Raw genomic sequence first — 13,863 nt, forward strand, 5'->3', positions numbered from 1 at the left:
AATGTGACTCACTTAACAGTTCGCTGCAAATGTGGCTTGAGCAGCGAGGGAGAGACGTTCTCGCAGCTACGCAGATACGACAGGTAGGGGTGGCGGATGGCGACAGCGGCAGTTTCCAACGAAGAGGATCGCTTGGCGTGGGTTGCTCAGGCGCGTTGTAGAGGGGGAGACCCCGACGATCTGTTCGTGCGAGGCGCTGCCCAGCGCAAGGCCGCCACGATCTGCCGCCACTGCCCCGTGCAGCTCGAATGCGGTGCCGACGCCCTCGACAACCGCGTTGAGTTCGGCGTCTGGGGCGGACTGACCGAACGTCAGCGCCGCGCCCTCCTCCGCCAGCATCCGGAGGTCACGTCCTGGTCGGCGTTCTTCGCCGCGCAGCGCCGGCGCCACCGCGACGCGGTCTGAAACCTTTTTCCATCGAGCAGCTGAGCGCGAGGTCAGCCCCGGCCGGTGATCTGCTCGGCCACCGCGCGCAGTGCGGTCACGTCCGCCACCTCGAACGGCAACGCCGGCACCCCGACGATCGGCACCCGCGGATGCGAGGCCGTGAACCGTTGCAGCAGATGGAGTTCGCGCTTGCCGGTGGCCGCCCGATCGGCGTGGATCTCGAGGACGCCCCGGGCGAGGTCGTCGGTGACCGACTCGAGGGCGACCAGCGCGGCCTCTTCGTGGATCGACGTCAGGTTCGGATGGGTCCGGTTGAGGATCAGCCCGGCCAGCGGCATCGACTCCTCCGACAACCGGTCGACGAAGAACGCGGCCTCACGCAGCGCGTCGGCCTCGGCCGCCGCGACCACGGCGAACTGGGTGCCCGGCTGTTTGAGCAGGGCATAGGTCTTCGCGGCACGGTCCTGGAACCCGCCGAACATCGAGTCCAGTGACTGCACGAACATCGCGACGTCGCGGAGCATGTCGCCGCCGATGATCGTCGCCACACCGCGCATGGCCAGGCTCATCGCGCCGGTGACCATGCGGCCCACCCCGCGGCCGCCACCGACCAGCACCTTCATGAGGCGGCCGGAGAGGAACGAACCCAGCCGCTGCGGGGCATCGAGGAAGTCGAGCGCATTGCGCGACGGCGGGGTGTCGACGACGATCAGGTCCCAGTGGTCCTGCTCGAGCAGTTTGCCGAGCTTCTCCATCGCCATGTACTCCTGCGTGCCGGAGAACGACGAGGCCACGGTCTGGTAGAAGGCGTTCTCCATGATCGCCTCGGCCCGCTCGGGCGAGGAGTACTCGAGCACCATCTCGTCGAAGGTGCGTCGCATGTCGAGCATCATGGCGTCGAGCGTGCCCGTGCCGTCGATCGCGACCGGCTGCGGATCGTTGGTGAGTTCGGACATCCCCAGGGACTGGGCCAGGCGTTTGGCCGGATCGATGGTCAGCACGGCCACGGTCCGGCCCTGCTCCGCGGCGTACATCGCCATCGCCGCCGCGGTGGTCGTCTTACCGACTCCACCGGCGCCGCAACAGATCACGACGCGGGTCGACGGGTCGGTGAGCACCGAGCCCATCTTGAGGTCGAGTGGCATCACGCACCCGCTTTCTGGAGGAGGTTGGCCAGCTCGTAGATGGAACCCAGGTCGACACCGTCCCCGAGGGACGGCAGTTCGAGCGTCGGTAGTTCCACCTCGTCGAGCTGGGCCTTCGCGATCTGCTGTGCCTGCAGCCGGGTCGCGTGCTCGATGGTCTCGGTGAGCAGGCCGGCCAGGTCCCCGTCGGTGAGCTTGAGCCCGGCAGCGGTCAGGCTGTCCTCGACTCGCCCCGCGTCGATCCGACCCTCGGCGATCTCGTCGATCACCTCGGCGGGTAGGTGCGGGGCGCTCACGCGGTTGATGACGAGGCTGCCCAGATTGAGGTTCTTGCCCCGCAGCTCGTCGATGGCCTCGATGGTCTCCTGGATGGGCATCGCCTCGAGGAGCGTCACGAGGTGAATGATCGTCTCCTCCGAATGCAGGAGCCGGACGACGCCCTCGCTCTGGTTGCGGATCGGTCCGGTCTTGGCCAGATCGGCCATCGCCTGCGTGACGTCGAGGAAGTTCCCGATCCGGCCGGTCGGCGGTGCGTCCACGACCACCGCGTCGTACACGCGGTTGCCCTGCTTGTCGGTGTGGATGATCCGCTCTTTGATCTTGCCGGTGAGCAGCACGTCACGAAGCCCGGGAGCGACGGTCGTGACGAAGTCGATGGCGCCGATCCGCTTCATCGCACGGCCCGCGAAGCCGAGGTTGTAGAACATGTCGAGGTACTCGAGCAGGGCGTGCTCGATGTCGATGGCCAGCGCGGACACCTCGCCGCCGCCTTCGGCGGTCGCGATGCGGGTGTCGGTCGGGGGCAACGGGGCGATGTCGAAGACCTGCGCGATGCCCTGTCGCCCCTCGGTCTCGACGAGGAGCACCTTCTTGCCGTCGGCGGCGAGCGCGAGCGCCAGCGCCGCGGCCACGGTGGTCTTGCCCGTACCGCCCTTGCCCGACACGAAATGCAGGCGGGCGCGGGCAGCGGCCTTCGGCCACTCGTTCTCTCCCGCGACGGAAGAGCGGTCTGTCACGCCGTTGCCGGAGGCGTCGTCTGTCACGCCGGATTCGAGCGACTCACCCGACCCGGATCGCGAGCCCTGTTCATTGGCCACCGCAACACCTTATCCATTGACCGTCGCCAGATAGGGTGAGTCCATGAGTGAAGTGACCGCGTGGGAATACGTGACGGTGCCGCTGCTGACGCACGCCACGAAGCAGATCCTCGATCAGTGGGGTGCCGATGGCTGGGAACTGGTTTCGGTTCTGCCCGGTCCGACGGGCGAGCAGCACGTCGCGTACCTGAAGCGACCGAAGGGCTGAACATGGCGACCACGTGGACCGATCGTCTCGCCGAGCTGGGTATCGAGCTCCCGTCCGTGGTGCCGCCGGTGGCCAGCTACACACCGGCCGTGCGCACCGGCGACCTCGTCTACACCTCGGGTCAGTTGCCCATGGTGGACGGCGAGCTGTCGGCGCGCGGCAAGGTGCACGAGGGTGCCGAGGGTGTCGTTCGTCCGGACGAGGCGACCGCGGCCGCCCGGGTCTGCGCGCTCAACGCCCTCGCCGCGATCGACGCGCTGGTCGGGATCGATGCGATCGTGCGCGTGGTCAAGGTCGTCGGCTTCGTCGCGTCCGCGCCGGGGTTCACCGGCCAGCCGAAGGTGATCAACGGGGCGTCGGACGTCCTCGGTGAGATCTTCGGCGACGCCGGTGTGCATGCCCGCTCCGCTGTCGGCGTCGCCGAACTCCCGCTGGGTGCGCCGGTCGAGGTGGAACTGATCGTCGAAGTGGCCTGACGTCTCGTTGGACGTCGCGCTGCTGATCGCCGCTGCCGCCGCGGCCGGGTGGGTCGACGCCGTGGTCGGCGGCGGTGGTCTTGTCCTGATCCCGGCGATGCTGATCGTCCAACCGGGGCTGCCCACCGCGACGGCCCTGGGGACCAACAAGCTCGCCGCGGTGTTCGGCACCGCGTCGGCCGCATGGCGCTACACGCGGCATGTCCGGATCGATCTGCGTCGCCTGATCCCGGTGTTCGTTGCGGCCCTGGTCTTCTCGGCGCTCGGCGCGACGGTGGCCGTCGTTCTGCCCACCGAGATCTTCACACCGATCGTGCTGGTGATGCTGGTCTGCGTCGGGCTGTTCGTCGCGCTCAATCCCGGCTTCGGCGGTGACGCGTCGACGGGACCGCGGTCGCGCGTCTCGACGATCGCCGGCCTCGTACTGGCCGGTGTCGTCGTCGCCTTCTACGACGGGGTGATGGGACCCGGGACCGGGACGTTCCTGATCATCAGCCTGACCGCCCTGGTCGGGACGAGCTTCCTGGAGAGTTCGGCGATGGCCAAGGTCATCAACACCGGCACGAATCTCGGCGCTCTGGCGGTGTTCGGCTTGCAGGGAAATGTGCTGTGGCTGTTGGGACTGGGGTTGGCCGTCGCCAACGTCGTCGGCGCCCAGATCGGATCCCACATGGCGATCGGGCGGGGGAGCTCGTTCGTGCGCTGGGTTCTGCTCGCGGTGGTGGTGGTCATGGTCGGGAAGCTCGGATACGACCTGATCGCCGGGTGAGCACGCTCCGTCACCCGCCAGGGGTTGGCGGAGGCAGGGGGCAGCGTCGATGCTGATCGGGTGAAGATCGACGTAGCCTCCGGCCGCCTCGCCCTGCAGCGGCGAACCATCGTCTTGCTCTGCGTGGCCCAGGTGCTCGCCGGCTTGTCGATGGGCGGGGCACTGGCGCTCGGTGCGATCCTCGGTCAGGAGCTGTCGGGGACGGATTCGCTGGCCGGCCTGCCGACCACCGTGGTCACGCTCGGTGCGGCCGCCGCGGGCCTGCCGCTGGCGTCGCTGGCGGCCGGGCGCGGCCGTCGTCCCGCGTTGACCACGGGTCTGCTGATCGCCGGATTCGGGACGCTGATCGTGGCCATCGCCGTCGACCGCGGTTGGTTCGCGTTGATGCTCGTCGGTATGGCCGCGGTGGGGTCGGGCAGCGCGGTGAGTCTGCAGGCGCGGTTCGCCGCGACCGACCTGTCGTCGGCGGCCACACGCGGACGCGATCTCTCGCTCGTGGTGTGGACGACGATGGTCGGCGCGGTGATCGGACCCGCGGTGGTCCCGCTGGGTGCGACCGTCGCCGGCTGGTTCGCGATGGCCGATCTCTCGGGTCCGTTCCTAGTCGGTGCCGCGGGGTGTTTCGGAGCGGCGGCAGTGCTCTTCGTCGGCCTGCGCCCCGATCCGCTCGTCGTGGCGCTCGGCGAAGCGGGCGGATCGCGCACCAAGGTGTCTCTGGCCGAGGGCTTCTCGGCGATCGTGCACTCACCGCCGGCGAGAGCGGCGATGGCTGCGGTGGTGTCGGCGCACGCGGTCATGGTCGGGGTGATGGCGCTGACGCCGGTCCACATGCATCACGGGGGTGCCTCGGTGACGCTGGTCGGACTGTCGATCAGCGCGCACATCGCCGGGATGTACGCGCTCGCACCGGTGATGGGCCTGCTCGCCGATCGGGCCGGCCGGATTCCGGTGATCCTCGGTGGGCAGGCGGTGCTTGTCGTCAGTTGCGTCATCGGTTTCGTCTTCGCGGAATCGCAGACGGGCCTCGTCGTGGCGCTGGTCCTCCTCGGTGTCGGATGGTCGGCATCGACGGTCGCGGCGTCGACGCTCCTGACCGACAGTGTGGACACCGCACGACGTGCACCGGCACAGGGTGTCTCGGACACTTCGATGAGTCTGGCCGGCGCGGCCGCGGGTGCAGTCGCGGGGATAGTCGTCGGGACTTTTGGTTACGCGGCGCTGGTCCTCGGGGCCGCTGTGATCGCCGTGGTGACCGCGGCCTACGTCGTGCTCGACGGAGTCCGCGACCGGCGCCGGACCTCGATGGCCTAGGGTTCTGTCCACTGTCGGGCGATTCGAGGAGGCGTCGGATGTCAGTACCGCAACTCGTCGGACGCACCGGGACCGTGACGATGGCCATCCCTGGAGGCGAGCCCCTCGGCGAGGTCGAACTGCCGTTTGCGGGCGGAACCGAGCGGTTCCTCGCGCGGGCCGCCGGGCCGATCGGACTCGACGAGGCAGTCCTGGTGATCGCGGAGTGGCCCGGCCGCATCGTCGACGTCGAACCGTGGGCGCGGACCCCAGGACCCGAGCCCCGGTGAACCGGCCACACGCCATGTGAACAACCGATCGTGGCAAGCCGTTCGATGCGGCAGGATCTGAGTCCGACACACCCGATCGGTCACCTTGTCGCGAAGCAGGCGACACTCTGCCCGCTTCGCTTCCGCACTGCCAGACACGGCGCGCTCGACTCCGCCGAACACGAGGAGAAACCAATGCTCGGCTACTACGTTCCCGAACCCGACGAGGCGATGTTGATCTCGGGCGCCAAGTCCGACGCCGACAACGCGCCGTTCGTCGTGGTGGTGGGACACGGCAAATGGGTCATGCCCTTCTTCCGGAAGGTCCGATTCCTGTCGATGGCACTGCACGAAGCGACGATTCGTGAGGTCTGTGTGACCACGCAGGGAATACAACTGAACGTGCGGGCGGTCATCGCGCACAAGGTCGGCAACGACGTGGCGTCGATCGTGAATGCCGGGCAACGGTTCATCTCCGAGCAGGAGAGCGAGATGAACCAACTGACCGGACAGGTCTTCTCGGGCCATCTGCGCTCCATCGTGGGCTCGATGACCGTCGAACAGATCATCCGCGAACGCGACACCCTGGCCCGTCAGGTGCTCGACGCGTCCAAACGTGAGATGGGATCGATAGGCCTCGTCGTCGACTCGTTCCAGATCCAGTCGATCGACGACATGGACTCCGGTTACATCAACGCGCTGGCCGCTCCCAACATCGCCAAGGTGCAGCGCGAGGCTACCGTCGAACGTGCTCGCGCAGATCAGGAGTCGGCCAAGGCACAGCAGGAGTCGCTGCGCAATCAGGCCGATTACGAACGGGAGACCGCGATCAAGCGGGCTGCGATCAAGGCCGAGACCGACAAGGCCAATGCCGAAGCCGCCCAGGCCGGGCCCCTCGCTCAGGCCCGGGTCAACCAGGAGGTCATCCGCGAACAGTCCGTGCTCGCGCAGGCGCAGGCCGAACTCCGTGAGCAGGAACTGATCTCGGAGGTCGTGAAGCCGGCCGAGGCAGAGGCGCTACGCCGTCAGATCATCGCCGAGGCAGAGGCCAAGGCGGTCGAGATCCAATCGGCGGCGGCAGCTCAACACAACCGGATCGCCCTCGACCAGCAGCTCATCGAGGCCCTGCCGACGCTCGTCGGCGAGGTCGCGAAGGGACTGAGCACCGCGAACCTCACGGTGTACAACGGCGCCGAGGGGGTCAACGAGATCATGACCGGCGTGATCACCCAGGGCGCCGCGCTGCTGCGGAGTCTGCAGGACCAGGTGGCGCCGACGACGGTCGACGGATCGCCGATGAGCACCACGTGAACGGCACCCCGGTCCGCGAGAACTGACCGGGCGGTTCGGCCCGGCACGATCGGATCGTCGGGGTCCACCCGTGCGACCACGCCGAGTGGATAGGCTCGGAGACCATGAGCTCACCGAATGACGCCGCACCGACACACCCGGCCTACGGGGTGCTCCGGGAGGTGACCCCGTTCGCATCGGTCCTGTTGTGCGACAACTCCGGGATGATGGAACTCGACGGCACGAACACCTATGTGCTGCGCGCGCCCGGCAGCGATGAATGCGTGGTCGTCGACCCGGGGCCACCGAAGTACAAGCATCATGCCCGGCGCCTGGCCGAACTACCCGGGGTCGCACTGGTGTTGGTGACGCACCGGCACCACGACCACACCGGCGGGGTGTCGCGCCTGCACCGGCGCACCGGCGCTCCGGTGCGTGCTCGCCTCGAGAAGTACTGTCGCAGAGGCGCTCCGCTCCGGGATCGTGAGGTGATCGAGGCGGCGGGCCTACGGATCACGGTGCTGTTGACGCCCGGGCACACGGGAGACTCCGTCAGCTTCCTCGTCGAACACGACGAGCAGCGCGCGGTCCTGACCGGAGACACGATCCTCGGGAGTGGCACGACCGTGCTCGATCCCGCCGACGGTGGGTTGCGCGACTACCTGAACTCGCTGAACCGCCTCATCGTCGAAGGTGAAGGCGCGTCGCTGCTCCCGGCGCACGGCCCGGACCATCCCGACCTGGGACCGGTCGCGCGGTACTACAAAGCTCACCGTGAGGAACGGATTGACCAGATCGTCGCGGCCCTCGACTCGATGGGGGTGTCGGCCCGCGAAGCGAAGCCGATGAAGGTGGTGCGCAAGGTGTACTCCGACGTCGACAAGAAGCTGTGGCCCGCCGCGCGGATGTCGGTGAAGGCGCAGTTGGAGTATCTGCGAGAGGCCTGACACGACGAAGGCCGCCGGCTCGTCGGAGCGGGCGGCCTTCGTGTGGTGCCTGTGTGCGTGGTCCCTCAGGAGCGCGCTGTCTACCTGTCCCCTGAGGAGCGGGCGCAGCTGTCAGCGTGCGCGGCGCGCCAGACGCTCGGAGTCGGCGATGAGGACGCTTTTGCCCTCGAGGCGCAGCCATCCGCGCTGGGCGAAGTCGGCGAGGGCCTTGTTGACGGTCTCGCGTGATGCCCCGACCAGCTGTGCGATCTCTTCCTGGGTCAGGTCGTGGGTGACGCGCAGGGCGCCGCCCTCCTGGGTTCCGAAGCGCTGTGCGAGCTGCAGGAGCTGCTTGGCGACACGACCGGGGACGTCGGTGAAGATGAGGTCCGCGAGGTTGTTGTTGGTGCGGCGCAGGCGACGTGCCAGCACGCGCAGCAGCTGCTCGGCGATCTCCGGGCGGTCCTTGATCCAGGCCTTCAGCGCGTCGCGGTCCATCGACACCGCGCGCACCTCGGTGACGGTCGTCGCGGACGATGTACGCGGACCGGGATCGAAGATGGAGAGCTCGCCGAACATGTCGGACGGTCCCATGATCGTCAGCAGGTTCTCGCGTCCATCGGGGGAGCGGCGGCCGACCTTCACCTTGCCGGACATGATGATGTAGAGCCGATCGCCCGGTTCGCCTTCGTGGAAGATCACATGTCCGCGAGGGAAGTCGACGGGCTGAAGCTGCTTGGTCAGCGCCGCCACGGCGGAAGGCTCGACGCCTTGAAATATGCCCGCCCGCGCCAGTACTTCTTCCACCTAGGGAACCTTTCTCGAAATCTTTGCTACAGCCACGCGTCAGATCGCGCCCTTGGACACGCTACCCCGCGCACAAGCATATGTGTTGGATGGGTCACTGGAAGCTCATTGCGCGTGTGTCCGATCGTCGAGCTGCCGACGGGATGTCCTGGGGCGAGACGACGGCTGACCCGCGATGACCGATCAGCTGGCCCGTTGCGGCGACTCGGTGTGGCCGGCGACGGCCGACTCGTGACGGGTGACGCGACGGTCGCGGAGTTCGTCGAGAGCCGCGGGCATCCCCTCGCGGGCGAGGGTCTGGACGTTCTGGGCGTCGGCCGAGTCGAGGAAGTCCTCGACCTCGTCGCGAGAGACCGCCGAGCGGTCGATCCGGGACTGGACCTTGTCCATGCCCATGGCGAAAAGCATGAGTACAGCCGGGAACAGCAGCGCCGCGAGACCGTGCATGAGGACCAGTAAACACAATGGGTCCGCCGGAATCCTCATCCGCAGGGCCGCTGTCACTGACTTGTTACCTGACCGTAGGTTGTGGGTCGGCTGTGCGGCGTGATCGTCCCAGGGGCCTCCCGGAGGGTATGGACGCCCTCCTGAACTGCGGAAACGCCGAGTCTGACCGCGCTGTCACGGTCGGGTCGCGGGGTCGGGCACCTGTGGAATCGGGATTGGCGGAGTACATCGCTAACCTGAATCAGGTGAGCGCACGCAAGACTGCGACCGCGGGACCGGCCGTGGCACGCAAGCAGGAGACCCATCTCGGATTGGTCCGGCGTGCGCGGCGGATGAATCGCACCCTCAAGGTCGCCTTCCCGCACGTGTACTGCGAACTCGACTTCACCGATCCGCTCGAGCTCTCGGTCGCGACGATCCTGTCGGCCCAGTGCACCGATGTGCGCGTCAACCTGACCACCCCGGCGCTGTTCGCCCGGTACCGGACGGCCGCGGACTACGCCGGTGCCGACCGCACCGAACTCGAGGAGATGATCCGCCCGACCGGCTTCTACCGGAACAAGGCGAACTCGATCATCGGGCTCGGCCAGGCCCTCGTCGAGAGGTTCGACGGGGAGGTCCCGAACAACCTCAAGGACCTGGTGTCGTTGCCCGGGTTCGGACGGAAGACCGCGAACGTGGTGCTGGGCAACGCCTTCGGTGTTCCCGGCATCACCGTCGACACCCACTTCGGCCGCCTGGTACGACGCTGGCAGTGGACCGAGGAGACCGATCCGGTGAAGGTCGAGCACGCCATCGGCGAGCTGATCGAGCGACGCGAGTGGACGGACCTGTCGCACCGGGTGATCTTCCACGGCCGCCGCGTGTGCCACGCACGCAAGCCGGCCTGCGGTGTGTGCGTCCTCGCCAAGGACTGCCCGTCGGTGGGGACCGGCCCGATGGACAAGGCCGAGGCCGCCGCCCTGGTGAAGGGCCCGGAGACCGAGCATCTTCTCGCGTTGGCAGGGGTCGTCGCGCCGTGAACGACACCACAGACACCGAGACCGCCGGGAGCGAGGCGAGTCCGTCGTCGCGGAAGGATTCTCGTTTCCCACCTGCCGCGCGATGGAGCGCCGTGTTCGTGATCGTGATGATCGCGCTGATCGTGGCGATCTGGCCGCGCGGCGGCGAGCCGGCGCCGATGTCGAGCGCGCCGCCGTCGGCGAGTGGGACCCGCCCGATCGACGCCCCGGTCGACGAGGCGCGCGTGGCGGAGGCGCGGAAGGCCGCCGCTCTACCGGACTGCCCGGTCACGGGTCTGCCGGAGTCACCCGATTCCGTCCTCGCGGGCGTCGTCGAGCCCTGTCTGGGCACCGGTGCGCCGTACGACCTCGGTGCGGCGACGGCGGGTCGCCCGCTGGTGATCAACGTGTGGGCGCAGTGGTGTGGTCCGTGCAAGACCGAGTTGCCCTACTTCGAGGAATTCGCCGCTCGTGCCGGCGACCGGGTCACCGTGCTGGCCCTGCACGCCAAGGAAGGCGGCAGCAATCCGTTCTTCCCGTTGACGCTGCTCACCGAGATCGGAGTCCGTTTGCCGTCCGTGCTCGACCTCGACGGGAAGGTCGCCGCGGCCATCAGCGCGCCGCGGGTGTTCCCGTCGACCGTGTTCCTGAGACCCGACGGCTCGGTGGCCGAGGTCTATCCCGGGGTCTTCGACAGTCCGGAGGAGATCGCGGACTCGGTGGCCGAGCACCTGGGCGTGCGGATATGAGCGGGCGTCGCTCTGCCGACGCCGGGCCGCTGGTCTCGCGCGATGAGATCCCGCCCTGGCTACGAGCCCTCACCGACGACGTCACCGCTGTCGCGAGGAGTGTCGACGGTCGCGGCGGCGACCGGTCGCGCTGGGCGTCGATGCTGCCGACGAAGTCGCGGGCGGCGGCGGTACTCATCCTGTTCTCCGGCTCCTGGGAGGCGGCCGACGACCATCCGGGTGGTCTGCCCGCGGACGCCGAGGTGCTGCTGACCGAGCGTGCTCCGACGTTGCGCCAGCACAGTGGTCAGGTGGCCTTCCCCGGCGGTGCGGCCGATCCCGGCGACGACTTCCCGGTGGGCACAGCGCTTCGCGAGGCGGCCGAGGAGACCGGTCTCGACGCATCCGGGGTGAGCATCCTCGCGACCCTCCCCAGCTTTCCGGTCGGGGTCTCGGGGTTCGACGTCGTCCCGGTGATCGGCTACTGGCACCGTCCGAGCGAGGTGCGCGTCGTCGACGAGGGAGAGACCGCCCGGGTGGACCGGATCAACCTGCGCGAGATGCTCGACCCGGGCAACCGGTTCCAGGTCCGGCGAAAGGCGGTGGGCATCGTCTACAAGGGCCCGGCGTTCTTCGTCGACCGTCTGCTCGTGTGGGGATTCACCGGTGGGCTCGTCGCCGCCATCAGTGAGGTGTCCGGCTGGGACCGTCCGTGGGACTCCGACGACGTGCGTTCGCTGGAGAAGATGATCGAACTCGCCGGCAGCCGTCAGGAGTCCGGTTTCGCCGAACTCCACCACGACGACCGGGTGGTCGTCGACGCCACCGATGTCGAGTCCGGAGGTTCGCGATGACCGGCTCGACCTGGGTCGACGTCATCGTGATCGCCATCGCGCTGCTCGCCGCGGCCAGCGGGTACCGATCGGGTGCGGTCGCCTCGGCGCTGGCGTTCATCGGCGTCGCACTGGGTGCCGTCGCCGGCCTGTTGCTCGCGCCTCGCCTGATCGAACAGTTCGACGACCTGCAGGTGCGGGTGCTCGCCGGGATTCTGGTTCTGGTCGTGCTCGTCGTCGTGGGCGAGGTGGCCGGCATGGTCCTGGGACGTGCCGCACGCGGTGGTATCCGGTCGCCCGGGCTGCGTGCTGTCGACAGCGGCGTCGGTTCGCTTCTGCAGGTGGTCGCGGTGTTGCTGGCCGCCGGTCTGCTGGCGATCCCGCTGCGGGAGTCGGCCGATCCGGCGATCGCCGGGGCGGTGCGTGACTCCAAGGTGCTCACCGGCGTCGACACGGTGTCGCCGCAGTGGGTCGACGACCTGCCGGACGACTTCAAGGCGCTCCTGGACAGTTCGGGGCTCCCGAAGTTCCCGTTCGTCAGCACTCCGTCGACGAACGTCGATCCTCCCGATCAGGCGCTGGCCGAACTGCCGGTGGTGACCCAGGCCCGGCCCAGCGTCGTGAAGATCGAGGGTGTGGCGCCGAGCTGCCGGCAGGCGCTGGAGGGCAGCGGGTTCGTCGTGTCTCCCGAGCGTGTCATGACCAACGCGCACGTGGTCGCGGGTACCGAGCGGCTGGAGGTGCAGACCTCGACCGGGGCACAGCTTCCCGCGCGGGTGGTGCTCTTCGACAGCGAGAACGACATCGCGGTGCTCGACGTCCCTGGCCTGCGAGCGCCGGCCCTGCGGTTCGCCTCACGCCCCGCATCCACCGGGGACGACGCGATCGCCCTCGGTTTCCCCGAGGCCGGCCCCTTCTACGTGAGCCCCCTGCGGGTGCGTGCGACGTTCTCGCACACCGGCGACGACATCTACCGCACCGGGCAGGTGACCCGCGAGGTGTATGCCGTCCGCGGACTGATCCGGCAGGGCAATTCGGGTGGGCCGCTGCTCAACTCGGACGGCGAGGTGCTCGGAGTGGTCTTCGGGGCGGCCGAGAACGCCGCCGACGAAACCGGTTTCGTGCTCACCGCCCGTCAGGTGCGCTCCGACTTCGACGAATCCGAGCGGCGAAGCGAACGGGTGAGTACACAGCGCTGCGTCCTCGCCTGACTTTCCGGGCCGGTCGGCGAGGGCCGTCCGCGGTCGGTTCGGGCTCGTGGCGCAGGAACTCGAGGACGTACTCGGTCACCGCGGCAGGTTGTTCCTGATGGACGAAGTGACCGCTGTCCTCGACCTGCCGGTACATCTGGTGCGCCGCCCAGCGGTGGCTGTCGGCCATCGCGTGGTCGAGGATGTACGGGTCGTCGCGGCCGCGGAGGGCGAGCACGGGGAGGTGCAGCCGCTGATCCATGAGCTCCATGAAGCGGGCGCCGTCGGGTCGGAACTGTGAACGGAACGCCCAGCGCCGGTACTCCAGGCTGCAGTGGGCGACGTTGGGGATCAGCATGGCCGACCGGTTGAGTTCCACGGTGTGCGCGTAATCGGGCTGGGCTCGCCAGGAAGCCGACGACCGTTCCGCGAAGTAGTCGGACACGAAGGCCGCGTCGTCGCGGGTGATCTGTCGTTCGCCGAACCGGGGGATCTGGTTGCGCAGGAACAGCGGCAGGAACTGTGCCCGCTGGGTCTTGTCGCGCAGTACGCGTCGGCGGAGGGCACGGGGGTGCGGGGACGCGATGACGATGATCCGGTCGACGACTCGTGGGTGCAGTGTGGCGGTCGCCCAGCAGACCAGTCCGCCGTCGGAATGCCCGATGAGGGTGGCGCGGGTGTGCCCGAGCGCGCGGATGAGTCCGTTGGTGTCGCCGGCCAGGGTCCAGCCGTCGTAGCCGCGTGGGGGCTTGTCGGTGTCGCCGTAGCCGCGCAGGTCGACCGCGACGGCGCGGAAGCCGGCCTCGGTGAGCGCGGTCAGCTGATGTCGCCAGCTCCACCAGAATTCGCCGAAGCCGTGGAGCAGCAGCACAAGCGGGCGGTCGCCGGCGGGGACGCCTGCGGGCGCAACGGCGTGGAACCGGACTCCGTTGGCGCGGACGTCGAAATGCTCCCAGTCGCCCGGGAGTCGAACGCTCGAGGGGTCAGGCTCCTCGCTCAC

Annotated in this window: 17 protein-coding genes; 12 read left to right on the forward strand and 5 right to left on the reverse strand. The window is 68.5% G+C overall.

Annotation, left to right across the window (positions count from 1 at the left end; translation table 11 throughout):
* Positions 1-96 precede the first annotated feature (96 nt).
* Positions 97-405: a WhiB family transcriptional regulator gene (locus KTR9_RS02870; protein WP_004022078.1), complete on the forward strand. Its 309-nt coding sequence runs from the start codon at positions 97-99 to the stop codon at positions 403-405.
* A 32-nt stretch (positions 406-437) separates the two neighbouring features.
* Here the strand turns inward: KTR9_RS02870 and KTR9_RS02875 are convergent, their stop codons facing one another.
* Positions 438-1,532, reverse strand: a complete 1,095-nt coding sequence (locus tag KTR9_RS02875; RefSeq protein WP_044505726.1) for an ArsA family ATPase — start codon at positions 1,530-1,532, stop codon at positions 438-440.
* Positions 1,532-2,629, reverse strand: coding sequence for an ArsA family ATPase (locus KTR9_RS02880; protein ID WP_014925131.1), 1,098 nt, complete (start codon positions 2,627-2,629; stop codon positions 1,532-1,534). Before KTR9_RS02880 ends, KTR9_RS02875 begins: the two co-directional genes overlap by 1 nt.
* Positions 2,630-2,672: 43 nt before the next feature.
* Here KTR9_RS02880 and KTR9_RS27210 point away from each other — a divergent pair, with 43 nt between their 5' ends.
* The 7 genes from KTR9_RS27210 to KTR9_RS02910 all read left to right on the forward strand — a co-directional run bounded on the left by KTR9_RS27210 (position 2,673) and on the right by KTR9_RS02910 (position 7,878).
* A complete protein-coding gene (locus KTR9_RS27210) occupies positions 2,673-2,837 on the forward strand; it encodes a DUF4177 domain-containing protein (protein WP_004022081.1) in 165 nt (54 codons plus the stop codon).
* A gap of 2 nt (positions 2,838-2,839) precedes the next feature.
* A complete protein-coding gene (locus KTR9_RS02885) occupies positions 2,840-3,313 on the forward strand; it encodes a RidA family protein (protein WP_010844129.1) in 474 nt (157 codons plus the stop codon).
* A 7-nt stretch (positions 3,314-3,320) separates the two neighbouring features.
* Positions 3,321-4,082: a TSUP family transporter gene (locus KTR9_RS02890; RefSeq protein ID WP_014925132.1), complete on the forward strand. Its 762-nt coding sequence runs from the start codon at positions 3,321-3,323 to the stop codon at positions 4,080-4,082.
* Between the two features lie 60 nt (positions 4,083-4,142).
* Complete coding sequence (locus KTR9_RS02895; protein WP_044505729.1) at positions 4,143-5,393, forward strand: MFS transporter; 1,251 nt, start codon at positions 4,143-4,145, stop codon at positions 5,391-5,393.
* A 38-nt stretch (positions 5,394-5,431) separates the two neighbouring features.
* Positions 5,432-5,662 carry a hypothetical protein gene (locus KTR9_RS02900; RefSeq protein ID WP_010844264.1) on the forward strand — a complete coding sequence of 77 codons (231 nt, stop codon included), beginning with the start codon at positions 5,432-5,434 and terminating at the stop codon, positions 5,660-5,662.
* Positions 5,663-5,836: 174 nt separating this feature from the next.
* Entirely contained in the window at positions 5,837-6,952 is a 1,116-nt protein-coding gene (locus KTR9_RS02905; protein ID WP_044507552.1) for a flotillin family protein, read from the forward strand.
* Between the two features lie 104 nt (positions 6,953-7,056).
* Complete coding sequence (locus tag KTR9_RS02910) at positions 7,057-7,878, forward strand: MBL fold metallo-hydrolase (RefSeq protein WP_014925135.1); 822 nt, start codon at positions 7,057-7,059, stop codon at positions 7,876-7,878.
* 111 nt (positions 7,879-7,989) lie between these two features.
* Here KTR9_RS02910 and KTR9_RS02915 read toward each other — a convergent pair whose 3' ends face one another.
* Both KTR9_RS02915 and KTR9_RS02920 read right to left on the reverse strand, forming a co-directional pair.
* Entirely contained in the window at positions 7,990-8,664 is a 675-nt protein-coding gene (locus tag KTR9_RS02915; RefSeq protein ID WP_004022089.1) for a Crp/Fnr family transcriptional regulator, read from the reverse strand.
* 183 nt (positions 8,665-8,847) lie between these two features.
* Positions 8,848-9,111 carry a hypothetical protein gene (locus tag KTR9_RS02920; protein ID WP_014925136.1) on the reverse strand — a complete coding sequence of 88 codons (264 nt, stop codon included), beginning with the start codon at positions 9,109-9,111 and terminating at the stop codon, positions 8,848-8,850.
* A gap of 332 nt (positions 9,112-9,443) precedes the next feature.
* Here KTR9_RS02920 and nth point away from each other — a divergent pair, with 332 nt between their 5' ends.
* The 4 genes from nth to KTR9_RS02940 are packed head-to-tail and all read left to right on the forward strand — an operon-like array spanning position 9,444 to position 12,884.
* A complete protein-coding gene (gene nth / locus KTR9_RS02925; RefSeq protein ID WP_231632811.1) occupies positions 9,444-10,133 on the forward strand; it encodes an endonuclease III in 690 nt (229 codons plus the stop codon).
* Entirely contained in the window at positions 10,130-10,861 is a 732-nt protein-coding gene (locus KTR9_RS02930; protein ID WP_010844259.1) for a TlpA family protein disulfide reductase, read from the forward strand. Before nth ends, KTR9_RS02930 begins: the two co-directional genes overlap by 4 nt.
* Entirely contained in the window at positions 10,858-11,694 is an 837-nt protein-coding gene (locus KTR9_RS02935) for an NUDIX hydrolase (RefSeq protein ID WP_014925138.1), read from the forward strand. Before KTR9_RS02930 ends, KTR9_RS02935 begins: the two co-directional genes overlap by 4 nt.
* Positions 11,691-12,884 (forward strand): MarP family serine protease, encoded by a 1,194-nt coding sequence (locus KTR9_RS02940; protein ID WP_010844257.1) that lies wholly within the window; start codon positions 11,691-11,693, stop codon positions 12,882-12,884. Before KTR9_RS02935 ends, KTR9_RS02940 begins: the two co-directional genes overlap by 4 nt.
* Here KTR9_RS02940 and KTR9_RS02945 read toward each other — a convergent pair.
* Positions 12,799-13,863, reverse strand: coding sequence for an alpha/beta fold hydrolase (locus KTR9_RS02945; protein ID WP_014925139.1), 1,065 nt, complete (start codon positions 13,861-13,863; stop codon positions 12,799-12,801). The genes KTR9_RS02940 and KTR9_RS02945 overlap by 86 nt on opposite strands.

The organism is Gordonia sp. KTR9, assembly GCF_000143885.2.
Classification (GTDB): Bacteria; Actinomycetota; Actinomycetes; order Mycobacteriales; family Mycobacteriaceae; genus Gordonia.